The organism is Kitasatospora sp. GAS1066B, assembly GCF_041262605.1.
Lineage (GTDB): Bacteria > Actinomycetota > Actinomycetes > Streptomycetales > Streptomycetaceae > Kitasatospora.
Map to the genome: position 1 here is coordinate 197,421 of NZ_JBGCCO010000013.1, position 24,232 is coordinate 221,652.

The 24,232-nt window shown below is 72.6% G+C and carries 20 protein-coding genes and 1 pseudogene; 4 read left to right on the forward strand and 17 right to left on the reverse strand.

Translation table 11 applies throughout. The features are described 5' to 3' along the window. Nucleotides 1-229: 229 nt before the first annotated feature. From ABH937_RS17290 to ABH937_RS17330, 9 genes are all read right to left on the reverse strand, one after another. On the reverse strand, nt 230-1,309 hold the full coding sequence (locus ABH937_RS17290) for a hypothetical protein (RefSeq protein ID WP_280691089.1): 1,080 nt from the start codon (nt 1,307-1,309) through the stop codon (nt 230-232). Nucleotides 1,310-1,495: 186 nt separating this feature from the next. Continuing rightward, complete coding sequence (locus tag ABH937_RS17295; RefSeq protein WP_370218691.1) at nt 1,496-2,887, reverse strand: ABC transporter substrate-binding protein; 1,392 nt, start codon at nt 2,885-2,887, stop codon at nt 1,496-1,498. A 36-nt stretch (nt 2,888-2,923) separates the two neighbouring features. Beyond that, a complete protein-coding gene (locus ABH937_RS17300; protein ID WP_370218692.1) occupies nt 2,924-3,742 on the reverse strand; it encodes a carbohydrate ABC transporter permease in 819 nt (272 codons plus the stop codon). Then, nucleotides 3,739-4,650: a sugar ABC transporter permease gene (locus tag ABH937_RS17305; RefSeq protein WP_280691093.1), complete on the reverse strand. Its 912-nt coding sequence runs from the start codon at nt 4,648-4,650 to the stop codon at nt 3,739-3,741. Before ABH937_RS17305 ends, ABH937_RS17300 begins: the two co-directional genes overlap by 4 nt. A 171-nt stretch (nt 4,651-4,821) precedes the next feature. Further along, on the reverse strand, nt 4,822-6,951 hold the full coding sequence (locus tag ABH937_RS17310) for a hypothetical protein (protein ID WP_370218693.1): 2,130 nt from the start codon (nt 6,949-6,951) through the stop codon (nt 4,822-4,824). A gap of 194 nt (nt 6,952-7,145) precedes the next feature. Further along, complete coding sequence (locus tag ABH937_RS17315; RefSeq protein WP_370218694.1) at nt 7,146-7,751, reverse strand: GNAT family N-acetyltransferase; 606 nt, start codon at nt 7,749-7,751, stop codon at nt 7,146-7,148. Nucleotides 7,752-7,892: 141 nt separating this feature from the next. Beyond that, complete coding sequence (locus ABH937_RS17320) at nt 7,893-8,456, reverse strand: TetR/AcrR family transcriptional regulator (protein ID WP_280691097.1); 564 nt, start codon at nt 8,454-8,456, stop codon at nt 7,893-7,895. Between the two features lie 181 nt (nt 8,457-8,637). Beyond that, nucleotides 8,638-10,029 (reverse strand): amidase, encoded by a 1,392-nt coding sequence (locus ABH937_RS17325; protein ID WP_280691098.1) that lies wholly within the window; start codon nt 10,027-10,029, stop codon nt 8,638-8,640. Further along, entirely contained in the window at nt 10,016-10,225 is a 210-nt protein-coding gene (locus ABH937_RS17330) for a hypothetical protein (protein ID WP_280691100.1), read from the reverse strand. Before ABH937_RS17330 ends, ABH937_RS17325 begins: the two co-directional genes overlap by 14 nt. A gap of 129 nt (nt 10,226-10,354) precedes the next feature. Here ABH937_RS17330 and ABH937_RS17335 point away from each other — a divergent pair, with 129 nt between their 5' ends. The 3 genes and pseudogenes from ABH937_RS17335 to ABH937_RS17345 all read left to right on the forward strand — a co-directional run. Beyond that, on the forward strand, nt 10,355-11,617 hold the full coding sequence (locus tag ABH937_RS17335; RefSeq protein WP_370218695.1) for an MFS transporter: 1,263 nt from the start codon (nt 10,355-10,357) through the stop codon (nt 11,615-11,617). A gap of 24 nt (nt 11,618-11,641) precedes the next feature. Next, nucleotides 11,642-12,556, forward strand: coding sequence for an MBL fold metallo-hydrolase (locus tag ABH937_RS17340; RefSeq protein WP_280691104.1), 915 nt, complete (start codon nt 11,642-11,644; stop codon nt 12,554-12,556). Nucleotides 12,557-12,638: 82 nt separating this feature from the next. Continuing rightward, nucleotides 12,639-12,928 (forward strand): annotated as a pseudogene (locus ABH937_RS17345) (MerR family transcriptional regulator); the annotation flags it as partial. On the opposite strand, the gene ABH937_RS17350 reads toward ABH937_RS17345, so the two are convergent. From ABH937_RS17350 to ABH937_RS17385, 8 genes are all read right to left on the reverse strand, one after another. Beyond that, nucleotides 12,901-14,223 (reverse strand): CoA transferase, encoded by a 1,323-nt coding sequence (locus ABH937_RS17350; protein ID WP_370218696.1) that lies wholly within the window; start codon nt 14,221-14,223, stop codon nt 12,901-12,903. The pseudogene ABH937_RS17345 and the gene ABH937_RS17350 overlap by 28 nt on opposite strands. Nucleotides 14,224-14,251: 28 nt before the next feature. Continuing rightward, on the reverse strand, nt 14,252-14,602 hold the full coding sequence (locus ABH937_RS17355) for a hypothetical protein (RefSeq protein ID WP_370218697.1): 351 nt from the start codon (nt 14,600-14,602) through the stop codon (nt 14,252-14,254). Then, entirely contained in the window at nt 14,599-15,066 is a 468-nt protein-coding gene (locus ABH937_RS17360; RefSeq protein WP_370218698.1) for a hypothetical protein, read from the reverse strand. Before ABH937_RS17360 ends, ABH937_RS17355 begins: the two co-directional genes overlap by 4 nt. 62 nt (nt 15,067-15,128) lie before the next feature. Continuing rightward, complete coding sequence (locus tag ABH937_RS17365; RefSeq protein WP_370218699.1) at nt 15,129-15,926, reverse strand: pentapeptide repeat-containing protein; 798 nt, start codon at nt 15,924-15,926, stop codon at nt 15,129-15,131. A 64-nt stretch (nt 15,927-15,990) separates the two neighbouring features. Further along, nucleotides 15,991-16,875 (reverse strand): LysR family transcriptional regulator, encoded by an 885-nt coding sequence (locus tag ABH937_RS17370; RefSeq protein ID WP_370218700.1) that lies wholly within the window; start codon nt 16,873-16,875, stop codon nt 15,991-15,993. 70 nt (nt 16,876-16,945) lie between these two features. Then, nucleotides 16,946-17,737, reverse strand: a complete 792-nt coding sequence (locus ABH937_RS17375; protein WP_370218701.1) for a hypothetical protein — start codon at nt 17,735-17,737, stop codon at nt 16,946-16,948. Between the two features lie 171 nt (nt 17,738-17,908). Then, nucleotides 17,909-20,275 (reverse strand): glycosyl hydrolase family 18 protein, encoded by a 2,367-nt coding sequence (locus ABH937_RS17380; protein ID WP_370218702.1) that lies wholly within the window; start codon nt 20,273-20,275, stop codon nt 17,909-17,911. 240 nt (nt 20,276-20,515) lie between these two features. Beyond that, nucleotides 20,516-22,198, reverse strand: coding sequence for a hypothetical protein (locus ABH937_RS17385; protein WP_370218704.1), 1,683 nt, complete (start codon nt 22,196-22,198; stop codon nt 20,516-20,518). Between the two features lie 227 nt (nt 22,199-22,425). On the opposite strand from ABH937_RS17385, the gene ABH937_RS17390 reads away from it, so the two are divergent. Further along, complete coding sequence (locus ABH937_RS17390; RefSeq protein WP_280691112.1) at nt 22,426-24,141, forward strand: DUF4132 domain-containing protein; 1,716 nt, start codon at nt 22,426-22,428, stop codon at nt 24,139-24,141. The last annotated feature ends 91 nt before the right edge of the window (nt 24,142-24,232 follow it).

A 24,232-nucleotide genomic window follows, 5' to 3' on the forward strand; every position in this document is an offset into this window, starting at 1 on the left:
GATTCGGCCGGTATCCGACCCGTAGTCGCTCGCACTGTTGTCCGCGCTCGCTCCGCGCACCTCTGTTCCTCTTCCCCGCACCGGCCCCCTCGGCCGGACATCCTATGCGATCAGATGGAACAGCCCGTTGGCTGTGACATCACCCACAGCGAGCCCCGAACCGGCCGGAGCGGCCGCTCGACCGGGTCCGGGGGCGCTCACGACGGGTCCGTTCAACGGACTCAGCAGGTCAGGCGTGCCGTGCGCCACCCCTGCGGCGACGCAGCAGAACCAGGGTGCCGACCCCGGCGGCGAGCACCGAAGCACCCGCGACGGCGATCGGCGTGGCATCGCCGCCACCGCCGGTGAAGGCCAGGCTCTTCTCGTCCGCCGCCTCGACGGCCTTGGCCTGCTGCACCCCGGCGGCCGCGATCGGCACGGCGGCGGCCTGCGGCGACTGCACCGGGAACGGGGTGACCGTGTTGCCCGAGGCCGACGAGGAGGACGCGGAGGACGCGGCCGACGAGGAGGAGGGCGACGAGTGCGAGGCGGACGGGGTGCCGCCCCCGGCGGACGCCGAGCTGGACGGGCTGCCGGTCGAGCTGCCCGACGGGCTGCCGCTCGGGCTCGGCGAGCCCGTGGCGGCCGAGGAGCTCGCCGACGGGCTGCCGGTCGGGTGGCCGTCCCCGGGCGGCAGCACGCAGAAGTAGGACGGCGTGCTCGCGGACAGCACACCGGGCTGGTCGGGTGCGGCGTCCACCGGCAACCAGTACGCGATGAACTGCGCGAAGGCCGGCCCGGTCGGGCTGCCGTCCGGCAGCCCGAGCCGCACCTTGATCGAGACCGACTTGCCCGCCTTGACGAAGATCAGCGCGCTCGGCGCCGGCACCCCGGTCCCGTCCACCGGACCGAGCAGCCGGACGTCGTTCATGAAGGTCGGGATGGTGCTCTCGGCCCAGTCCTGGCGACTCTTCTGGTAGTCCAGCAGCAGCGTGGTGTTGTCGAGCTTGCCTGCCTGGTCGTTCACCTTGACCGCCGGGTAGAAGACCAGGTCACCGGCCGAGCGGTTGGTCAGCTCGACGCTGAAGGTGGTCGGCTGCCCGCCGGCGGTGATCTCGTTCGGCAGCCCCTCGACCCGCAGCCCGGGCCGGACCGCGTCCGGCACCGCCTGGTCGAGCTGTACCTGCCGCGCCCCGGACGCGCCGGCCGAGACCGCGGGCACCGGGCTGGTCACCGGCGTGCCGGGCGCCGCGAACACGGCGGGGGCTCCGGCCAGCACGGCCGAGCAGGCCAGCGCGCCGATCGCGGCCAGGGCGAGAGAACGATGCATGGGCGTACGCACCTCATCATCAAGAGCCGCGCCCATGGAGATCCCTGGGCCCGCGGGGAAGTCCGACGGAGAATACCGGACGAACTCGCAAGCGTGGGCCCAGGGTTCGGCTCCCAGTGCAGAATTCCCGAGCTGCGCCCCGCATTCACCCCGAACGTTCAGCCGGCTGCCCGCTCGACTCCACCCTCACCCCACCGAGCTGTTGTAGCTGTCGATGGCCGGCTGGATCGCCTTCGCCGCGTCGGCCAGCGCCTGCTGCGCCGACTTCGAGCCGCTGATCGTCTGCTCCAGCGCCGTCTCCACGCCCTTGCGGGCCTGCGGCATCACACCCAGCAGGCAGCCCGCGTTGGCCGCGCTCGGCCTGGTCGCGTTCAACTCGTCGATCGCGGTCCGGAACTGCGGGTTCTTCGCCACCCAGGCCTGGTCGGCCGGCTCGGCCAGGGCCTTGCTGTTGACCGGGAAGTAGCCGGTACCCGCGTGCCAAGTGGCCTGCTGCGCCGGGTCGCTGAGGAACTTGACGAACTCCCAGGCCGCACGCTGCTCGGCGGCCGAGTGCCCGGGACCGTCGATCCAGAGCGAGGCACCGCCGATCGCCGGACCGCCCGGGTCGCTCGCGTCGATCTTCGGGTAGGGCGCGGTGGCCACGCTGAACTTGGCCGCCTGGGTGTAGGCGCCCAGCACGCCGGTCGACTCCAGGTTCATCGCGATCCGGCCCGACTTGAACGCGGCCTGCGCGTCCGCCGTGACCGGTCCGAGGTCCACCGCGTAGCCACCCTTGACCAGGTCCGCCCACCACTGCAACACCTGCGCGCCCTGCGCGTCGTCGTAGACCACCTTGCCGGCCTTGCCGTCCCGCCCGTTGCCCTGGTCGCAGTAGAGGGTGCCGGACTCGGCGAGCAGCTCCTCGACGAACCAGCCGTAGATCGCGGCGCCGAAACCGTACTGGGTGGTCTGGCCACTCGCGTTCTTGACGGTCAGTTTCCGCGCGTCGTCCGCGAGTTCGGCCAGCGTCCGGGGCGTCCGGCTCGGGTCGAGCCCGGCCGCCTTGAAGGCGTCCGCGTTGAGGTAGAGCAGGGGCATCGAGGAGTTGAACGGCATCGAGACGAGTTTGCCGCCGGCCGTGTAGTAGTTGCGGATCCCCGGTTCGAGGTCGGCGAGCGAGTAGCCGTCCTTGTCGGCGAAGGCCTGGGTCGGGATGGTCTGCTGAGAGTCGATCATGAACCGGGTGCCGATGTCGTAGACCTGCATCAGCGAGGGGGTGGCCTTCTGCTGCACCGCGGCCTTGTACTTGGCGATCGCGTCGTCATAGGTGCCCTGGAACAGCGCCGTGACCTCGATCTTGCCCTGGTGCGCCTGGTTGAAGGCGGCGATCAGGCTGTTCAGCACGGCGGCGTTCTGGCCGGTCATCGAGTGCCAGAAGGTCACCGTGGTGACGCCTTTGGCGTCCTGGAGGGCCTGCGCCCCCGGCGCCGCGGCCGAGCCGCCGCCCCCGGAGCCAGCGGAGCCGGCCGAGCCCGAGGAACTGCACGCGGTCAGGGCCAGGCCCGCCACCACGGTCGCTACCAGCAGCTTGCGCACGTCGCTTCTCCTTCTGACGGACGTTCTGACGATCGTTCAGCGGACCGCGCCCGCGGTCAGCCCACGGACGATGAAGCGCTGCCCGAAGACCACCAGGGCCAGCGTCGGCAGCAGCGAGAGCAGCACGCCGGCCAGGATCAGCCCGGGGGCGGCCGAGTCCGCGACGCGCAGGCTGCTCAGCCCGATCTGCAGGGTCTGCATCTGCGCGGTGCGGGTGATGATCAGCGGCCAGAAGTACTGGTTCCAGGCCGACAGGAAGACGTAGACGGCGATCGCCGCGAGCGAGGGCTTGTTGAGCGGCACCAGGATCCGCCACAGGAACCGCCAGTGCCCGGCCCCGTCGATCCGGGCGGCGTCGCGCAGCTCGGCCGGGAACTGGCGGAAGGACTGCCGCAGCATGAAGGTGCCGAAGCCGGAGGCCAGGAAGGGCAGGACCAGCCCGAAGTAGGTGTTGCCGAGCCCCCACCCCGAGATGGTCAGGTAGTTGGGGATGATCACGGCCTCCCACGGCACCATCAGGGTGGCCAGGAAGATCCCGAACACGGCCGCCGGCCGGCGCAGCGGCAGGAAGACCAGCGCGTAGGCCGCCAGGATCGAGGTGAGCAGCTGGGCGGCGGTGATCACGCCCGCCACCACCGCCGAGTTGAGGTACTGCCGCAGCAGCGGCACCGAGCGGGCCGCGGCGCCGAAGTTCGCCGTCGTCAGGTGGTGCGGGATCAGCGCCGGCGGATACGTGGCCAGGTCGGCGGGTGTCATGAAGGCACCCACCACCGCGTAGTAGACCGGGAAGAGCACGGTGCCGGCGGCCAGGGCGAGCAGCAGGTGGACGGCCAGCCGGCCGAGGGTTCGCCTCACGAGTAGTGCACCCTCCGCTCGACCAGCCCGAACTGCACGGCGGTGCAGGCGAGCACGACCACCAGCAGCACCACGGCCTGCGCGCTGGCCGCGCCGAAGTCGCTGGAGCCGTAGGCGAAGGCCTTCTCGTAGACCGAGTAGACGAGGGTGCGGGTGGCGCCGTCCGGGCCGCCCTGGGTCAGGATGTTGATCTGGCCGAAGCTCTGCAGCGCGTTGATGGTGGAGACCACCACCAGGAAGAAGAGGTGCGGCCCGAGCAGCGGCACCGTCACCGAGCGGGCCAGCCGCCAGCCGCTCGCGCCGTCCAGCCGGGCCGCCTCGGTGATCTCGGGAGCGATCGAGCCGATCCCGGCCGAGAGCACCAGCACGTTGTAGCCGAGGTTCAGCCAGATGGTGGCCAGGGCCACCGAGAGCAGCGCGTGGTGCCGGTCGGTCAGCCACGGCACCGGGCCCGAACCCAGGTGCGACAGCAGGCCGTTGAGCACGCCGGTGGCCGGATTGTAGAAGACGCCGAAGACCACCGCGGCGCTCGCCACCGAGAAGGCGAAGGGCAGCGCGAAGGCCGAGCGGAGCACCCGCACCCCCCGGATCCGGCTCTCCAGCAGCAGCACCAGCAGCAGCGCGCCGATCACCCCGGGGACCACGGTGAGCAGGACGAACAGGGCGGTGGTGGCCAGCGTGCGGCCGAACTCGGCGGAGCCGAGGAGATCGGTGTAGTGCCGCAGTCCGACATAGCGCGAGGGGGCGCCGAAGAGGTCGTTGGCGTGGGCACTCAGGTAGAACGTGCGGTAGAGCGGGTAGCCGAGGAAGACGGCGAAGACGGCGAGCGAGGGCAGCAGGAAGGCCCAGGCCAGGGCACGCTCCCCCAGCCGTGCGGCGGGCGCGGTGGTTGACGGCGGTCTCGGCATGCCCAATCCCCCTCCAGGATGCGCGGGCAGACCCTGACGGTCTCGCGCCGAGATGACTCCCGGGCGGCCGCTGGGCGACGCTCATGTGTCATGCCCACCACCAGTCTCCCCCGAACCTTCCGCCCCGGGTCCTGGCGAACCCGGGGCGGGAGATCTGAATCTGACGCTTGATCAGGAGGCCAGCGCCTGCGCCTGCTTCACCAGCCGGTCGGCCTGCGCCGTCAGGTCACGCGCCTGGTCGTGGCCGAGCCGCTGGTGACCGAAGGCCACCTGGTCCAGCAACTGGGCGATCTGCCCGGCCAGCTTGTCCCGCTGGTCGCCCAGCGCGGCCAGCTTCGCGCTGCTCGCCTGGTACCGGCTGTCACCCGGGCTGGTGGACTCGATGCCCTTGGTCGAAGCCTGCAGCGTGGCGGTGGCGAACCGGCCGACACCCGCGTCCAGTTGCTTGTAGGCCGCGGCCAGCCGCTGGTAGTCCTGACCGGCCTTGACCAGGTTGTGCGGCAGCGCCCAGCGGTTGAGGAACTCGGTCAGCACCCGCCCGTCGTGGGTGTACGGGTCGGAGAGTCCGAGCAGCGCCAGCATGGTGGGCCGGATGTCGGTGTGGTCGGACCAGACCGCGTCGGTCACTCCGAGGTTGCGCACGCCGGGACCGACCAGGCCCAGCCAGGTGGTGTTGATGTCCGGCGAGAAGTCACCGTGGTTCCAGGCGTACGCCGGGCCGAGCGCGACGCAGGAGGCGGCGGTGGCGCAGCTGCTGCCGCCCGCGTAGACGTAGTAGTCCGGGTTGGCGAAAGAGGTGAAGGTCGGTGTCCGCAGCGGGTCACCGGTCTGCATGTGCAGGATCTTCTGCTCCGCCTGGTCGGCCAGGTAGTTGGAGACGGTGTCGGTCTTGCCGGTGATCGGGTTGACCGCCGTCACCTTGGACCAGGCCTGCTCGAACTGCCGGGTGACCGGGGCGTTCGGGCTCGGATTGCCGTTCAGGTAGAAGTTCGGCGCGGAGTCCGCGTGCACCTGGAACGGGGTGGTGACGCCCTGCTGGGTGGCCAGCAGGCCACGGGCGTTGGCGTTGACCTCGCCGATCTGGCTGTAGCTGCACGGGATCTCGACCCCGTCGCAGTTCGCCGGGGTGGGCCGGCCGCCCACGAAGTGGTCGTTCTCGTCCGCGGTCACCACGAAGAGGGTGTTGTCCGCGTTGAGGCCGTCCTGGTGGATCCGCTGGAAGAAGTTGGCGAAGGCGGTGTCATAGGACTTCAACTGCGCCGTGTAGCCGGGGTCCCCCGGGCCGAACGCGCCGGCGCCGGCGCCGTGCTGGTCGTGCGCGTCGGAGATGTAGCCGTAGGTGACCGGGACGCCGGACTCCTGCATCTGGGCCACGTAGCCGAGCGAGTTGTCGGCCGTCATCGCGTCGAAACCGGGGAAGCCCGGGTTGCCGTTCGGGTCGGTGATCGGCTTGCCCGCGGTGCTCTTCACCACGCCGTTCGCGCTGATCGCCGGGTCCACGCTCTTGGCGCCGAACAGCGCCTGGTAGTTCTGGTAGCCGCCCGGCTCGTCCGGCAGCGGGTCGGCGCTGGCGCCGCCCTTGGCGCAGAGCGCCGACTGCTGCGCGCAGTGGATGCCGATGCCGACGTAGTCCGCCTGCGCCTTGGCCGGGTCGGCCTTCGCCTCGGCGGCCTGCGGGGAGTTCGCGCCGAACACCTTGTTGATGTCGACGTTGGTGTTCTCCAGGACGGTGTTGGCCATCGAGACCGAGCCGAAGTCGCAGCCGGCCTTGGTGTACGCGGCCCATGGCGCCGGCGCCATCTTGCCGTCCTGGCCGACCATGGTGGGCGCGGAGTCGCCCGGCGTCGGCACCGAGGAGTCGGCCACGCCGTCGGTCCAGTAGGCGAAGCTGCTGGCCGAGTTGGTGGTGCCGTTCGGGTTGTAGTAGCGGTACGAGTTGGAGACCGCCTGGCCCTGCCGGTCGCCGTACAGACCGGTGATCGAGGTCAGGATGTCGTCCCCGGTGTGGGCGATCAGCGGCGTGTGGTGGTTGTCGTCCACCGTGCCGTTGCTCTCCAGGAAGTCGAGCAGGTGGGGCATCTGCTCGAGGTCGGAGGGCACGTTGGGGTTGTCCCGGCTGAAGTGCACGTTGTCGAACTGCAGGTAGATCACGTGCTGCACATCGCGTCCGTCGGACGAGATCTGGCAGCTGCTCTGGCCGGGGCGATGGTGGTCGGGCGCGGCGGACGCCGCTCCCGCGGACATCATCCCGAGCCCCAGCCCGGCCGCGAGCGACAGGGCCAGCACCTTGCTCTTGCGCATCCTGCTCCCTCTCTGGGCGCGATCGCGCGCCCGCGACGGAACGCGCGTAGATCGCCGTCCGGGGAGCACAGCGGTGCCCCCCGTCGTGCGTGCCACAGGCTGCCACAGCGGCCCTGAACGCAACAGGAGGCAGGAGCTGTCCGATGGTGAAGTCGTAGTGAACTGGCGAAGGGTCGCCGGCGGCTGACTGATTCTCAGCTGTTCGCGAAGACGGCCCTGGCCGGCCACTCGGACTGCGGGCGGTCCGCGTAGAGGTGGAGCAGGTCGTGGTAGATCGGGTCCAGCCGCAGCCCGTGGTCGATCAGCCCGAGCCGCCCGGCCACCGAGCGGGATCCGGGGTTGTCGGGGTGGATCCAGGCGAAGACCGGCAGCTGCGGGGTGTGCTGCCGGGCGGCGGCGAGCGCCGCCCGGCTCAGCTCGGTCGCGTAGCCCTTGCCCTGGTGGGCGGGCGCCAGCCGGTAGTAGAGGTTCCAGTGGGCGCGCGCCACCTGGGTCTGCACGCCGCCGATGCCGACCACCGGACCCGAGCCGCCGTCGCTCTCACCGCCGGCGCCGCCCGGGCCGCGCAGCCGCACCGTCCAGTAGCTGAGCCCGTCGGCCCAGCCCTCCACCGCCCGCTCGATCCACTCCCGGGTCTGCCCGATCTCGGTGTGCCGCCCCTGCGGCCGGTGCCGCCAGACCTCGGGGTCGGAGTTGATCGCGAAGAGCGGCTCCAGGTCGTCGAGGCCGACGGCCCGCAGTTCGAGCCGCTCGGTGCGGACGGTGCGCAGCGGTTCGGTGATCTCGGTGATCTCGGTCATCCTCGGAGCGTAGGCCCGGCGCGGCGCGGCCGACCTGCCGGGGTCAGGCCGTTTCGCGTAGTGTCGCCGGCGCTTGACCCTCACACCGTGTCAGGGTCATCGGAGGCACTGCCAGAGGGGCACGCCGGTGCGACCCCTTGGTCACGGGCCGGTCGAGCCGAGGATCTCCGCCACGAGTCGGCGCGCGTACGCGGCGTCGAGTCCGTCCGGACGGAAGAGGATGCGGTACATCATGGGCCCGACGACGCGGTCGATGACCGTCTCGACGTCGGGCGTCTTCTCCCCACGTTCAGCTGCTCGGGTGAGGATGAAGTCGATCTGGTCGGCGGCGTAGGCCGAGCACTGGCCGGCGTTGCTGCCGTCCGGGTCGCCGAGCAGGGCATCGCGGATGTAGGAGCGACCGGCGGGATGGGCCATCTCGTCGAGGAACTGCTCGGCCCAGGCCGTCAGGTCGGATGCCAGGGCACCGTGGTCCCCCGGCGCGGTATCGGGCCGCAGACGCTTGACCGCTACGTCCGACAACAGCTCCTGCAGGTCCCCCCAGCGGCGGTAGACCGTCGACGGCGTCACACCCGCACGCTGGGCGACCAGCGGCACCGTCAGGGCGTCCCGGCCCACCTCCGACGCGAGTTCGTGTACGGCGGCGTGGACCGACGCCTGGACCCGGGCGCTGCGCCCACCAGGGCGCACCATCTGCCTGCTCATAGAACCCACCTTAAAGCAAAATCATTGCGTCTAGCGAACCCAACCTCCGGGCGACGAACCGGCCACTCGTTCGACGACCTTCTCGCCACGAGCCGTGTACGCACCGCCACCTCGTGCATGCCTGCGAGGAGCGGCGCCTTCGGCCCGGATGGAATGGTTCGGCCGGGCCGGCAGCACTCGTTCAGGCTGCGCGCGCGAGCTCGCGGGCGGGCTGGGTCTGCTCGTAGGCGTGGCCGACTCGCATGAGCACGCTCTCTCCAAGCGGTCGCCCGAGCAGCTGCATGCCGATCGGCAGACCCGCCGCATCGTGGCCGACCGGTACCGACAGGGACGGCAACCCGGTGATGTTGGCAGGGGATGAAAGGCGTACGTAGGCGTCGGAGACACCCTCGACCGTGCCGTCGGCCCAGGTGATCGTCTCCTGGCCGGCCTTGACCGCGGTTGCCGGGACGGTGGGGGCGGCGACCAGGTCGACGTCCTGCAGCATGCGCGCCCATTCCTGCCGCATGAGGGTGCGGGCGCGCTGGGCGCGAAGGTAGTCCCCGGCGGGCATCAGTTCGCCGGCCTCGAGGAGGATGCGGACGTCGGCCTGGTACAGCTCGGGGACCGTGCGCAGGGTGCGCTCGTGGTAAGCGGTTGCCTCGGGCACCATCAGGCCCCACTGAGTGGCTTGGATGTAGCGGGTCATGGGGATCTCGACGTCGACGAGGCGTGCGCCAAGGGTCCGGAGCTGGTTGATCGCGCGCCGTACGGCGGCTTCCACCTCCGCATCGACGTGGTCGAAGAAGTAGGTACGCGGCACGCCCACGCGCAGGCCCGTCAGGTCCGCGTCCGCGACCGGCCGGTAGTCCGTGCCGGGTGCGGGCAGGGAGGCGGGATCGCGGGGGTCGTGTCCGACCAGCGCCGTCAGGACCAGGGCCGCGTCCTCAACGGTGCGGGTGATCGGGCCTACGTGGTCCAGTGACCAGGACAGGGACGTGATGCCGTGGCGGGAGACGAGGCCGTACGTCGGCTTGAAGCCGACCACCCCGTTCAGCGCGGCGGGCACCCGGATCGATCCGCCGGTGTCGGTGCCCAGGGTGAAGGTGGCGGTGCCCGCGGCGACGGCGACGGAGGATCCGCCGCTGGAGCCGCCGGCGATCCGGCCGGTGTCCCAGGCGTTGTTGGTCTGCGGGGTGGTCAGCCCGTAGGCGAACTCGTGGGTGTGGGTCTTGCCGACCAGGATGGCTCCGGCCGCCGACAGGCGTGCGGCGACGGTGCTGTCGGCCTGCGCGCGGTGGTCGGCTCGGACACGGGAGCTGGCCGACGTCGCCGCGCCGGCGACGTCGATCAGGTCCTTGAGGCCCATCGGGATGCCGTGCAGCGGACCACGGTAGTGGCCGGCCGCGATGTCGTTCTCGGCTTCGCGCGCGGCCCGGCGGGCGTGCTCGGCGGTGACGGTGACGTAGGCCTGAAGGTGCGGGTCCACCTGTTCGACGCGCTCCAGGACGGAGTCAGCCAGCTCGACGGGGGATAGCTGCCGAGCCCGGATCGCCTCGGCGGCTGCGTTCAGGGACAGTTCATACGGCTGCATCGTGCATCTCCTGTTCCGCGCGGTAGGCGGGGGCGGGCGGGGTGTCCCCGAAGTCCAGCTCCCGCAGGACCGCGACGACGGAGTGGATGTGGTTGGCGGTGGCTGCGACCGCAGCGTGGCGGTCGGCCGGCAGCGGGAGCCCGGTGCGGGCGGCCCAGCGGGCCGCTTCCGGCGGGGTGAGTTCAGCGCAGGACATGGACTTCTCTCTCCTCAGGGCTGGAGGGGCGGAGCAATCCCCGACCAAAAGCTAAATGTTTGCGTTAGTCGACGGTAGAGCCTACGGTGGCTTAAAGCAAACTCATTGCGTTTAGCGCCGAGGAATCTCATGCCCACCGTCACACCCCGCGCACCTGCGCAATCCAGCCACCCGGGAGCCCGCACCCAGACCGCCAAGCACGCGGCGTCCTTCGTCCTGGACGCCTCGATCCTGGCGGCCCTCCTCGCGGCATCCAGTGCGCCGACGCCGCTGTACCCCCACTACCAACACGCCTGGGACCTGTCCGCGCTCACCATCACCATGGTCTTCAGCGCCTACTCCCTGACGCTGCTGCTGGCGCTGCTCATCACAGGTGCGCTCTCCGACCACCTCGGGCGGCACCCCGTCCTAGTGGGCGCCCTGCTGCTGGAGGCCACCTCCATGGTGCTGCTGGCCTCGGCGGACGGCGCCGGAGCGTTGATCACCGCCCGGATCCTGCAGGGAGCGGCCACCGGCGCGGCCACCAGCGCCGCGGGAGCGGCCCTCCTCGACCTGCAGGACCCCCTGCGCCCGGGCCGGTCCGCCCTGACCAACAGCATCGCCCCGGTGGCGGGCATGGCCGCCGGCGTCCTGGCCTCCACCGTCCTCGTCCGCTTCGCCCCCGCGCCCACGGTCACCGTGTACGTCCTGCTGGCGGTCCTCTTCGCTGCCCAAGCGATCGCGGTCACGTTCACCGCGGAGACGGCCCGCGCACACGCCGGTGCCCTGCGGTCGCTGCGCCCTCACCTCGCGGTGCCGTCGTCGGCGCGCAGCGCCCTGCTGGCGGTCGGCACCGCTGTCGTCGCCGTCTGGGCCCTGGGGGGCTTCTACTCCTCCCTCGGACCGGCGCTCGTGCACCTCGTGGCCCCCGGTGCCTCACAAGCGGCCGGCGGCATGGTCTTCTTCGTGCTCACCGCCGCGGCCACGCTCACCGTGTGGACACTGCGGTGCACAGCGCCGCGCGCCGCCGCCGCCGGCGGAAGCCTGGCCGTCATTGCGTCCGCGGCCCTGAGCCTGCTCGGTATGCACGGCTCCGGCTTGCCCGCCGTCTACGGCGGCGCGGCCCTGGCGGGCGTCGCCTTCGGGGCCGTCTCCCAAGGGGCGCTGCGCATGACGCTCGCCTCACTCGACGAGCAGGACCGCGCCGCGACCCTGGCCGCCTACTACGTCCTCAGCTACCTGTCCATGAGCCTGCCCGCCATCGCCGCGGGCGCCGCCACCCAGCACTACGGGCTTAACACCGCCGCCCACGCCTACGCCGTAACCGCCGCCCTGCTCGCCGTCGCGGGCCTGGCTGCACTCGCCATGTCGAGACGCACGGCAGCCCATAGCGCACACAACGACCTTCCGTAACGAGACCAGAGGAAACAACCGATCATGAGCACTCCACCGACCACCGACCCGACCGCCATCCCCTGCTGGACCGTGGGCGACGTCACCGTCCACCGCATCGACGAGGTCCTCCTGCCGCCCGCCACCGGACCGTGGCTGCTGCCCGACGCCACCCCGGACGTCGTCGCCGGGCAGGACTGGCTGCGCCCCCACTTCGCCGACGACGAGGGCGTCCTGCACATCGACAGCCACAGCTTCGCGTTCACCGTCGGCGGGCTGCGCACCCTGGTGGACACCGGCATCGGCAACGGCAAGGAGCGGGCCAACCCCGCCTGGCACAACCTGAACACCGACTACCTTCAGCGCCTCACGGCGGCTGGATTCCCCCCAGACTCCGTCGACCTGGTGATCCTCACCCACCTGCACGCCGACCACGTCGGCTGGAACACGCACGAGGTGGACGGAGACTGGGTTCCCACCTTCCCCAACGCCCGCTACATCACCTCGCGCGTCGAGCGGGAGTTCTGGGCCGGGTACGACATGGAAGAGGCGCGCGAGCAGATGTTCCGCGACTCCGTGATCCCGGTGGAGGAGGCGGGACTGCTCGACCTCGTCGACGTCCCCGCAGACGGTGTCGAAGTCGTCGCGGGCCTGCGACTGATCCCCACCCCCGGGCACACCCCCGGCCACATCGCCCTTGAGTTGACCAGCCGCGCAGAGACGGCACTGATCACCGGCGACTGCATCCACCACCCCGTCCAGCTCGCCCACCCCACCATCGGTGCCTGCGTCGACATCGAGCCCGAGCAGTCCGAAGCCTCGCGCCGCAGGCTGCTCGGTTCGCTCGCCAGTACGGACACCCTCGTCCTGGGCACCCACTTCGCGCCGCCCACCGCCGGCCGTGTCGTCACTCATGAGGGCGCCTACCGGCTCTCGCCCGTCCCCGCCGACTCGCACTGACCGGCAACGGTCCAGCCCGCACATGAAGATCGTCATCGAAGGTAACAACTCCCCGCCTCAGCTGAGACATCGAGGCTGCGGGCTCGTGGTGCCGATCGCGGCAGTCCGGGTCGCCGAGCTGAGCGCGGTGGCGGGCGGCTACCAGCCCGAGCAGATCGGCCCGGTGGCCGGTCCGCTCTTCGACGAGCTGTGCCGGCGAGTGGCGGACTCCCGGCTGACCCCGCCGGGCCGGGCATCGCCTACTACGAGCCGACCATCGACGCCAACGGCTGGCGGTCGACGGGGTACACCAGGGAGCTCTACCTGGAGTGCCCCGAGGACCGGGCCTGCTGGGTGACGGAGCTTCAGGAGCCGGTGGTCCAGGCAGGGTAGTCGCTGCCCCAGCGGGTCGGACCGGACGCCCAGGTGGCGGGAGCGCCGGCGTAGCCGATCGGGGGGCGGGCGTGGCGGAGCAGGCCGTAGGGGGAGGGGGTCTCGGCGAGCCGGGGTGTGGGGGTGCCCGGCTCGCCGTCCGCCGTCTCGCGGTCCATCCCGAGCAGCCACTGGGCGGTGCCGGCCAGCGAGTGGCGCAGCAGGGTCGCTCGGCCGCTCTGCTGGCGCTCCGTCAGCGCTCGCAGCACTCCCGCTGCCAGCAGGTAGCCGGTGCCGTGGTCGAGCGCCTGCGCGGGGAGCGCGCCGGGGTGCCCGTCCGGGCTCGCCTCGATGGCGGCGATGCCGCAGCCTGCCTGCACCAGGCTGTCGAAGCCGCGCCGGTCCGCCCACGGCCCCCGCCGGTCCCAGGCGCGCAGTCGGGCCACGATCACGCCGTCCGGCAGCAGCCCGTACCGTTCCAGCGCGCCGGGGCGGTAGCCGGTGACGACCACGTCGGCGGTGGCGATCAGCTCGCGCAGCACGGCGAGGTCGGCAGGGCGGTCCAGGTCAAGGAGCGCCGAGCGCTTGCCGAAGCCGGTGTCCGCGTGCGCGTCCTCGCTCTCGGGCAGGCGCGGGGAGTCGATCCGCAGCACGTCCGCGCCGAGCAGCGCGAGGGTGCGGGTGGCGACGGGGCCGGCGATCACCCGGGTGAGATCGAGGACGCGCACGCCAGTGGCGGGGAGCGGGGCGGGGGCGAGCCGCTGGGCGGTCGGACCGTTCGAGCCGCGTTCCACCAACGGCTGGTCCCCCGCCCGCGGTTCGCGGACCGCCACCGCCAGCGCCCCCGCCGCGTACGCCGTCTCCTGCACCTCGACCGCCGCCCGCCCCGCGAGCTCGGCACCGAACCGCTCGGGCGTGGTGCCGAGCGCGGTCAACAGCCGCTCCCGGTGGTGCGGGTAGTTGGCGTGCGTGCGCACCCACCCGTCGGCGGTGCGCCAGAAGCCGGAGAGCGGGGCGAAGGCGGTCAGGGCCCGTCCGTCGATCCGCAGCTGACGCTCGCTCACGAAGGCCGTGGCCACCGCCGCCTCGTCCACCTCCAGCGCCGGCACCGCACCGCCGTTGCGCACCGCCAGCAACTCGGCGGCCGCGAGCGAGCAGACCCCGACCGTGGCCCGGGCCAGCCGCAGGACGGGCAGCCGAGCGGGGAGCGCGCCCGGCGCGCGGTGGTACGTCACGCCGTCGAGCAGCTGCGGTGGGCCACCGAGCGCGGACCAGGCCTGGGCGGTGGGGGCGTCATGATCCGTCGCAGCTGTCACACCGACATTCTGCGCCGCCGGAACGAGCTCAGCGGTGCCCGCGAGTCTCGGTCTGCTTCGGGTGACCGCTTCCCGCGCGCGTGATCCACAGCGTTCGCTGCTCATCGTCGATGGCGTACCAGATCCGGCCGCCCCCGGTCACCTCGTACTGCCACTGCTCCGGAAGCGCGCCGGCGACCTTGACCACGCCGAGCGCTCCCTTCAGCGGGTGCTGCCGCTGGTCGACCTGCCGCGGGTCTCCCGTGACGGCGACCCAGGCACGGTCGATGTTCTCGGGCACCTGCTTCAGCAGTTGCTGCCAACCCAGGTGCGCCTGGCGGTCGACGGCACGGACGCTCCACGGGCGTGGTCGCGGGAGCTCCTCACCGCGGTCGGTCACTTCGCGCCCTCCGGCAGCGGCCGGTGCACCTGCGGCCCGTCGCCGGGGAAGGGGCCCTGGAGTTCACGGGCCGGCTTCGGGTCGGACCACACCTCGGCGGTGGCGCGCCAGGAGGCGAGGTTGCGGGCGAAGGGCAGCAGGAGGCCGGTGTCGGCTCCGGCGACCAGGTCGGCGAGCAGCTCTCGGACACAAGTCCCGCGTTCGGTCTCCGGGAGCCAGTGCAGCCAGGGGAGTTCCTCGGCGAGCACTTCCTCGGCGAGGTCCGGCTGCCGGCCGGCCAGGATCGCCAGGGAGCGGGCGGCGATCCGCAGCCCCGATGCGGTCGCCTCGAAGCGCTCGACCCGCATCAGGACGAGGTTCTCCTCGTCGCGGCGCTCGAGTATCACGTCCGCGTCGTCGAGCGAGGGCAGCACCTGGGAGGGGCCGCGCAGGAAGGCACTGTACGCAAAGGTCTGGACAGCCATGCCGAATGTCTATCTGAACTACTTCAGACAGACCCGGATCGTCCGACGCGACAGCCCAGTGCCTACCAGTGCCCCGGGCGGGTCAGCCTCGCCGGGAGCTTGGTGGTCACGTCACCCTTTGCGGCGTTCAGTTGGGGCTGGGTGAGGAAGAAGGCGCCGGTGAGGTCGGCGCCGTGCAGCCTGGCGTCGCGCAGATCGGCGCCGATCAGGTCGGCGCAGCGCAGGTCGGCGCGGCTGAGGTCGGCGGCGATGAGGTAGGCGCCGCGCAGGTCGGCGCCCCGCAGGGTGGCGCCGGCCAGCTTGGCGCCGATCAGGTCGGCGCCGCGGCGGTCGCGCTTCTTGCCCGGGACGCCGGCGCGGACGCGTTCGCTGGTCTCCAGCAGGAGGACGTTGACCCGCCCGCGGTGGGCGGCGACGTCGAGGGCGAGCAGCTCGGCGGGCGTGCCGGTGGTGAGGGCCTCGGTCTCGGCGAGCAGCGTGCGCAAGGCGGCCGTGGGGGCCAGGGTGAGCGCCTCGTTCAGGTACCAGAGCAGCTCGTGCAGCTGCCGCATCAGCGGGAAGACGTCGAACATCTCGCGCGCCGTGGCCGGAGCCTGCCGCCAGCTGGTGCCGCCGTAGGTGAGCTGGGAGACCTGCTGCCCGGCGCCGAAGCAGTCGTAGACCGTGCAGCCGCTGAACCCCTTCGGCCGCAGCTGGGTGTGGATGCCGCAGCGGAAGTCGGTGTCCAGGTTGCGGCAGGGCTTGCCGGCGTCCTTGGTGACCGCGAAGTCCGCCGAGGCCGTGAAGGGCAGCGCCACGCAGCACAGGCCGAAGCAGTTGGCGCAGTCGCCGGTCAGGGCAGCGGGGGTGGACTCGGGCACGGTGGTCCTCTCGAACAGCGGCGGCGGCTTCCGAGTAGAGCCGAAGGTGGGAGCGCGAGTCCAATCAGGCCGACGCCGAGGCGAGGGCCGCCCCGCGCAGCTCGCGGATCAGCGCCCGGACCCCGAGGGTGCGGGCCAGCTCCGGCGTGGTCACGTACCCGACCGACCGGGTCGGCCGGTCGGGCCCGAGGTCGGCGACCGTCACCGTGGCTGGCGCGTCCAGCACGGCGAGCCGCGGCATGATCGCCATGCCCATCCCGCGCGCGACCATCGAGAGCACCACGCTGTCCTCGCCCGCGTCCAGCCTGGCGGCGGGCAGCCAGTCCTGCAGCGCCCACCACTCGCGCGCGTAGGAGGAGCAGTTCTCGGCCCAGTCGATCAGCGGCAGGGTGCGCGGATCGGGGTGACCGGCCGGGTGGACCAGCGAGTACCGCTCCTCGAACAGCTCCCCGGCGACCACGTCGTCCGGCAGCGGATGGTTGCCGCTGAGGGTCGCGATGCCGAGGTCGGCACGCCCCGCCCGGACCTCGCCGGCGGTGCCGGGGCCGATCTCGGGCACGATCCGCACCTCGGGGGCCAGACCCGGGTGGACGGCGGCGAGGCGGGTCAGCGCGGTGGGCAGCAGGTGAACGGCGGCGCTGCGGAAGGCGGCGATCCGCAACGGACCGGTCAGCACCTTGGTGCTCGCGCCGCGCGCCTCGTCGGGCAGGGCGTCGAGCAGCCGCAGGATCCGCCGGGCGTGGGCGGCCGCGCGCTCACCGGCGGGGGTGGGGCGGGCGCCGTGCCGGCCGCGGTCGAAGAGGACGGCACCGATCTTGCGCTCGCACGCGCTGACGGCGTGTGAGACGGCCGACTGGGTCAGGCCCAGCGCTCCGGCGGCGGCGGTGAAGCTGCGCGCGCGATCGACGGCGACCAGGATCCGCAGCTCGCGGACGGCGAGATCGTTCACGCCGGCCACCGTACCCCGCCCGCCCCGGTGGGCCGGGGTGGGCGGGGTACGGCCGGTGCGGGGCCGACGGTCAGGGCTGGTCCGGGTGCGGCGCGTAGCTCGGGTGGCCCGGCTGGCCGCCGTACGGGTTCTGCCCGCCGTAGGGCGGCTGGCCCTGTGCCGGCGGCTGCTGCTGCGGGAACGGCTGCGGGGCGGCCTGCGGCGGGAACGGCTGACCCTGCGGCGGCATCGGCTGCTGCTGCGGCGGGAACGGCTGCGGGGCGGCCTGCGGCGGCATCGGCTGCTGCTGCGGCGGGAACGGCTGCGGGGCGGCCTGCGGCGGGAACGGCTGCTGCTGCGGGAACGGCTGACCCTGCGGCAGGCCCTGCGGCGGGTACGGCTGACCGGGCAGCGGCATCCCCTGCGCGACGGCCGGCGGCATCGAGCCGTCCGCCATCGCCCCGGGCGGGAAGGCGGCCGAGAGCTGGTCCATCTCGTTGCGCCAGTAGCGGTGGATGTTCAGGCGGCGCGGCTTGTCGTCACCGGGGAGCTGGAGGTACATCGAGCTCCAGATGGTGGCCCGCTTGACCCGGCTGACCGGGAAGGCGTGGCGCGGGAAGACCCCGACCACGTCGCCCGGGCGGTTCGTCCAGCGGCTCGCGACGTTGACCACGACCGAGCTGTTGGTGAGGGTGAGGAAGTAGAACCGGCGGGTCAGCGCGACGATCAGCCCCAGCAACGGGACCTCGTCGAAGACCGCGTTGAGCCACGGGCTCGGGCCGGTCTCCACGTGCACGCACGCGATGAACGTCTCCCCGGGCGGTGCCACCTGGGAGAGCTTCTCGATGACCTGAGCCTTCTGCTTGGCCCGGCGAATTGCCATGGTTTTTCCTCGTTACCCCGTCTTGGCCGCGGCAGTGCGCCACGCTGAAATCGGCTGAGATTAGCAGGTGGTGATGACAGGTAGAACCCGCAGCGCACCGTACGCGGCAAGGCCCCCGGCGCCGAGTCGCACGCGCCGGGGGCCTTGCCGAGCCGGTCCCGCCGGGAACCGCTACTTCATGCTGCCGGTCATCGCCTTGATGAGGGTGCCCGACGGGTCGTCAGCCTCCAGCGAGTAGGCGAAGATTCCGCCCAGCCCCTTGCCGGTGGCGTACGTGCCGCGGGCCGCGATGGCCTGCGGGGTGTCACCGGTGAAGAAGTTGGTGCCGTCGTAGATCCACGAACTCTGCGTGGTCGGGTCCCAGTGCACGTCTGCGGCGCCCGTCTTGCCGCCGGCCACCAGTTCCTTCCAGAACGCCACGCCGGCCGCCTGGCTGGTGCCCTGCGCCGCGGACGGGCCGGTGGCGCTCTGGTAGAGGCCGCTGTTGCTCCCCGCCGGGACGCCGGTCCAGCCGCGGAAGTAGAACGGCACGCCCAGCACCAGCTTGGCCGCCGGGAACCCGCCCGGGATCCCGTACGCGGGGGCGCCGTTCAGGAAGGCGTTGACCGCGTTGTCGACGGTGTACTTCTGGGTGCCGGGGGCGATCGGCGTGCTCGGGTCGTTCGGGCTGTCCTGGAGCGGGTCCTGCAGGTTGGTGGGACCGGTCGCGTCCCAGGCGCCGTGCATGTCGTAGCTCATGATGTTGCCGTAGTCCAGGTACTTGCCGATCTGGTCGGTCTGAACGTTGGCGATCTTGTCCTGGCCGCTCGGCAGCGCGGCGGTCAGCAGGAAGTGCTTGCCGACGCTGCTGCCGTAGGCGTCCAGCTCGTTGCGGAACTCGGCGAGCAGCGCGGTGTAGTCGGCGGTGTCGGCGGCCGCGTAGTGGTTGCCGGTGTGGCCGCCGGCCGAGGCCGGGTACTCCCAGTCGATGTCGATGCCGTCGAAGACGCCCGCGGCCGAGCCGGTGCCGCCGGAGGCGTCGCCGGAGACGCCGGTGGGCAGGTTGCCCTTGATGAACATGTTGATGCAGGAGGAGACGAACTTCTTCCGCGAGGCGTCGCTGGCTGCCACGTCGGAGAAGAACTTCGAGTAGGTCCAGCCGCCGATCGAGAGGGTGAAGCGCAGGTTCGGGTACTTCGCCTTCAGCTCGCGCAGCTGGTTGAAGTTGCCCTTGATCGGCTGGCTCCAGGCGTCGTTGGTGCCGTCCACGCTGGTGGCCGAGGTGTAGGACTTCTGGTAGTCCGCGAAGGCGTCGCCGGCGCCGTCACCCGCGTTCGGGTTGCTGTCGTTGGTGTCGGCGGCCTTGATGGTCTCGAAGCAGGTCTGGTTGGTCGGGTCGATGTTCTCGAACGCGTAGGTCATCACGTTCAGGCCGGAGGCCGCACCGCTCGCCGCCACGCTGCTCGGGTAGTACTGGTTGCCGTAGATGCCCCACTGCGAGAAGTAGGCCGACTTCACCGCGCCGGTGGGCAGCGCGCCGGTGGTCGCGGAGACCGGGGCGGACTGGGCGCTGCTGTGCCCGGCGACGTCATAGCCCTGGACGGTGAAGGTGTAGGCGGTGTTCGGCAGCAGCGAGCTGACGGTGACCGAGGTGCCCATCGAGGTGGCGACCAGGTTGCCGCCCGAATAGACGTAGTACGCCGGGACGTTGCCGTTCTGGCCGCCGTCGGTGGCGGCGGTCCAGTTCAGCGTGACGGTGTTGTTGCTGACGCCGGCGGTCACACCGGTGGGGGTGCTGACCAGGCCGTCGCCGCCGGGCGCGGCGCTGCCGCTCGGGGAGGCGGTGGGCGAGGCACTCTGCGTGGGCGAGGCACTCTGCGACGGGCTGGCGCTCTGCGTGGGCGAGGCGCTCTGGGTCGGTGACGCGCTCTGCGAGGGGCTGGCGCTCCGGGTCGGGCTGCTGGAAGCGCTCTGGGTCGGCGAGGCGCTGCTGGTCCCGCTGCTCGGCCCGGTCAGCGCCAGGTCGTCCGCGTAGTACGTGCCCTGCCCGTACCAGCCGTGCACCCAGACCGTCACCGACGTGGTCGAGGCACCGGTGCTGAAGCTGGTGTTGAGGTCGGCCCAACTGCCGCTGGAGGTCCAGGTGCTGGTGTCGGTGGTCCCGGTGCCGGTCACTCCGAGGTAGGCGTAACCGCCCTTGAGCCAACCGGAGAAGCTGTACGCGGTGTTCGGCGTGACCGTCACGGTCTGCGAGCACTGCGCGGTGTCCGACGCGGAGGCGGCGCCCGCCAGCGCGTAACCGCCGCTGTGCGGCGCGGTGCTGGTGATGCTGCCGAGCCCGCCCGAACAGGTCCAGCCGGCCAGCGTGCCGGTCTCGAAGTCGCCGTTGGTCAGCAGGTTGACGCTCGCGGCGGAGGCCGAGCCGCCGGACAGCGTCGCGAGGCCGGCCGCACCGGCGAGCAGCGCGGTCGCGGTGGCGAGGACGGTCGCCTTGCGGAAGGGCCGTCGAGCGGGTCGGGGCCGCTCGATCTGCCGTGTGGCGGTGGCGCGTTCGGGCATGGTCGCTCCAGTCAGTCACGCCCGGCAGTGGGGTTCCGGACGCCGTGTGGGGGAGGTGTACCTGAGCCGAGGCGGGTGCGCACCCGGCCCGACCCTGCTTCCGCGGATTGGCGCAGAACGTATGTCCTGCCGCCCCTTCCGGTCAACAGGTCTGTACCAATCCGCAATCTGACGGTGCCTCCGACCGGCCCAAACGTCCGAATTCGTCCACCAATGGTCAAGCCACGCTCAAACAGGTCTCTACCACTTGCCAGGTTCGGACCGGGCCTGGCGATGCCTGGTCGGGCCGTTCCCGGCTCGGGGCCGGCGGGTGGCCAGCACCGTGAGCGCGATGCCGCCCGCGACCACCGCGGCGCCGCCCAGCGCCATCGGCAGCGTGCTGCGCCCGCCGGTGACGGCCAGGTCGCTCGCCGCCGGTGTCGCGGTGGTGCGCCCGGCGCTCGGCCTGGCGTCCGCCGGTATCAGTCGGCCGGGCGAGATGCCGCTGTCGGTGGGCGGGAACGAGAGGAGCGGCGGTGCGAGGGCCGAGGACGAGGGGCCGGTGCCGGCGTCGTCGACCGGCCCGGCGGCGGCCGACGACGCCGGCGCGGCGAGCACGGCCGAGGGCGATCCGCCGGTCGGTCCCGCCGAGGGTGCGACGGCCAGCGCCGTCACCGTGAAGTCGGCCGACCCGGTGGCGCCGCGCAGCGTCAGGTGCCCGGCCGCGTGGTCCAGCGGCGCGGTCAGCTGGAGCTGGAAGGTGAACCCCGCCGACTCGCCGGGCCGCAGCACCCTGCTCTCCTGGCACAGGTACTGCCCGGTGTCGGTCCCGGTCACCACCGCGCAGGCCACCGGAGCGGCGACCACCCGTACCCCGGCCGGGAGTTGGACGTTCAACCCGGCGCTGCCCGGGTCCGCCGGTGCCGCCCGGTCACCGGTGTCGCGCACGGCGAAAGCCGTCGACACGGTCTCCCCCACCGAGCCGCTGACATCGCTCGCGATCGGCACCAGCAGGCCGCTCTCCACGCTCTGCAGGACGCTGCTGGAGCTCGCGCTCCCGAAGTCGCCGCCCGACCCGGGCACCAGGGTGAGCGACGCGCCGCCGCCGGGCCGGTGCCCGCCGAGGTCGTTCGAGAGCCGCTGGTCCAGCGGCCCGCCGGTGACGTCCACGGCGTAGGAGAAGAGCCCGCCCGCCGGCGCGTCGCCCCCGCCGCCCGGCACCGTGACCGCGATCGGCACCGCGGGCCGCAGCACCTGGCCCGGGTGCAGCACGGTGTCGTCGAACCGGCAGAGCACCCAGCCGTCCGGCCCGCCCGGGGTGACGGGGTAGGAGCAGTTGCCGTAGTCGCCCCGCAGCGCGTAGCCGGCCGGCGGCTGGAAGGAGAGCACCAGCCCGCGCGCGTCCCGGTCGCCCTGGTCGGTGACCGCCGCGCCGATCGGCGTCGGGGAGCCGGCGCCGACGCTGATCAGCGCCGGGAGTCGGGCCACGGACAGGTCGGGGCCGTCCCCGACGGTGACGGTGGTCCGATCGCTCCCGCCGCCGCTCTCGCGCGCGTTCGCGGCCGTGACCGTGTAGCGCAGGCCGCCGGACGCCCCGACCACCGCACCGGCCGCCGCCCGCACCCCCAGTTGCAGCACGCCGCCGCCGTTCGCCAGGTCGCCCAGCGCGCAGTCGGCCCGCAGCGGTGCGGTGAAGGCGCACTGCGCGGGCAGCCGCAGCTCGCCCACCCCGGCCAACTGCCACGCGTCGACGGTCAGCTGGACGCCGGCCAGGGTCGAGCGCCCGTCCCCGGCCAGCACGGCGATGCTCAGCGCCTGGTAGCCGCCGCCCGGCGCCAGCAACGCGCTGCCGTCGGCCGCGACGGTGAAGACCGCCGGGCCCGGATCCGCGAACGCGAGCGGCGTCCCGGCGCAGAGCGCCGCAGCGAGGAGCGCGGCCCCCACTCCCCGGCCCCGGGCATACGTGTGCCACCGACCCATGGACGAACCCCCGTCGACGTGCTGTCAGGCCATGCGGCTGTAGCGGAAATCCAAGCACCGCTCCACCGCCCCGCGCCAGCCGGGTGGGTGCCTGTTCGGCCACCCGCCGTCCAGCCGTGGCCCGTTCGTCACCGGCCCGGACCCCCGTGTCCCGCACGGGCCCCCGGTGCGATAGGACGTACTGCGTCCGAGTGGACGTCCGACGGGAGTGTGCACCGGTGCTCTGGCTACGACTTCTCCGGCTCGGCAGCGAGTTCCCGCGGCTCTGGGGACCGCGCCGGCGGCCGCCGCTGCGACCGCGGCCGCTCGGCCGGGCGCTGATCCGGGCGGGCCGGGCCGACCTGCTGGCGCAGCGGCGCACCGGCGCCGAGCACGCGCCGCAGACCGCCGCGCTGCTCGACACCCTGCCGCCCGCCACCCGCCGCGAGATCGCGACGGCGCTGCAGCAGGAGCGACCCGGCCTGACCGCCGGCGACTACGAGTGGGCGGCCACCGTCGCGCTGCGCGACACCCGCTGCGACTGGTCGGCCGCCGAGGTCCACCAGCTCTTCGGGTGGGCACTGGAGGACGTCGATCCGGTGCACCCGACCAGGCACTGGGCGACTGCCGAGAGCTGCCTGGAACTGCCGCTGGCCGCCTACGAGGAGTTGGACCCGGCCGAGCGCGAGCCGTTCCACCCCTACCTGCGCACGGTGCTCGCGGCACGGTTCGGCTGCCACACCGACTTCCACGACCCGGACAGCCGGCCGACCCCCGAGCAGGCCGCCTTCGCCGCGCGACTGCGCGCCCTGCTGCCCACCCGCTTCGACCCGGACCCGCTGCTGCCGGTCGACGAACCGTTCGCGGTCGCGGCCCGCTGCGGCCTCGGCGCCACTCTCTACGAGGACCCGGCGGTGCGCCTGCTCGAGCTGTGCGCGCGCCCGACCGGCGTCCGGCCCGCCTACGAATGGCTCGGCCGGGTCCGGGAGTTGGTCCAGCTCGAACCGGCCGTCCGGCAGCCGCTGCGGACGCTGCTGGCCGCCGGATCCGGGGACCCGACCGGCTGCCCGGCCAGGGAGCGGCACGACGGCCCGCCGAGCGAGCCCGGCGGAGCGCTGCTGGGCACGCTCGCCTGGGTGGCGGTGGTCAGCGAGGACGCCAAGGCGATCCACCACCTGGGCCGGGCGCTGAGCCGCCACGCGGGCCAGGCACCGGACGAACTCCGGCCGGGCGCCGCCCACTTCGTCCGCGCCGGCCTGGCCGCCCTGGCAGCGCTGGCCGGGGAGCCGGGTGCGGGCCAGCACCGCCGGCTGCTGGCCGCCACCTCGCCGACGTCCGCCCGGCAGGCACGCGAGGAGCTGGTCGCGATCCGCGGCCTGCCCGGCGGCGCCGACCTGAGCGGCCTCAAGGTGCCGGTGGGCCCGTACACGGCGGTCTTCACCTACGACCCGGCCGGCTCGGTGGAGCTGGGCTTCCGCAACCAGCACGGAAAGCTGCTGACCCGGGTGCCGTCCCAGGTCCGCGAGCGGTACCCGGCCCGGTACGCCGCGCTGCGCGCCCGGCTCGCCGAGCTGCGCGGGCAACTGGACGTCTACCGGGGCGCGTTGGCCGAGCGGCTGGAGACCGACCCGGGCACGACGGCGGCCCGCTGGCGCGCCGCCTTCCTGGACGCCCCCGGCCTCGCACCGCTCACCTGCACCCTGGTCTGGGAGATCGACACCGTGTCAGGCCCGGTGCGGGGACTGCCCGTGCGGCCCGCCCGGTCCGAGCACTGGGTGCTGCGGGACCTGGCGGGCCGGGTGCACGAACTGACCGACGACACCGTGGTGCGACTGTGGAACCCGCGACTCGGCGACCCCGCGCCGGCCGAGGCCTGGCGGGCCGAGCTGGCGAAGCGCGGGGTCCGCCAACCGGCCGCGCAGCTCTAGGGCCTGTACGGCGGATCTTTTCGGATGAGCCCGCGGCGTTGGGCGCCCGGCTGGGCGTGCGCCCGAGTCGTCCTCGTACTGGACGTACTTG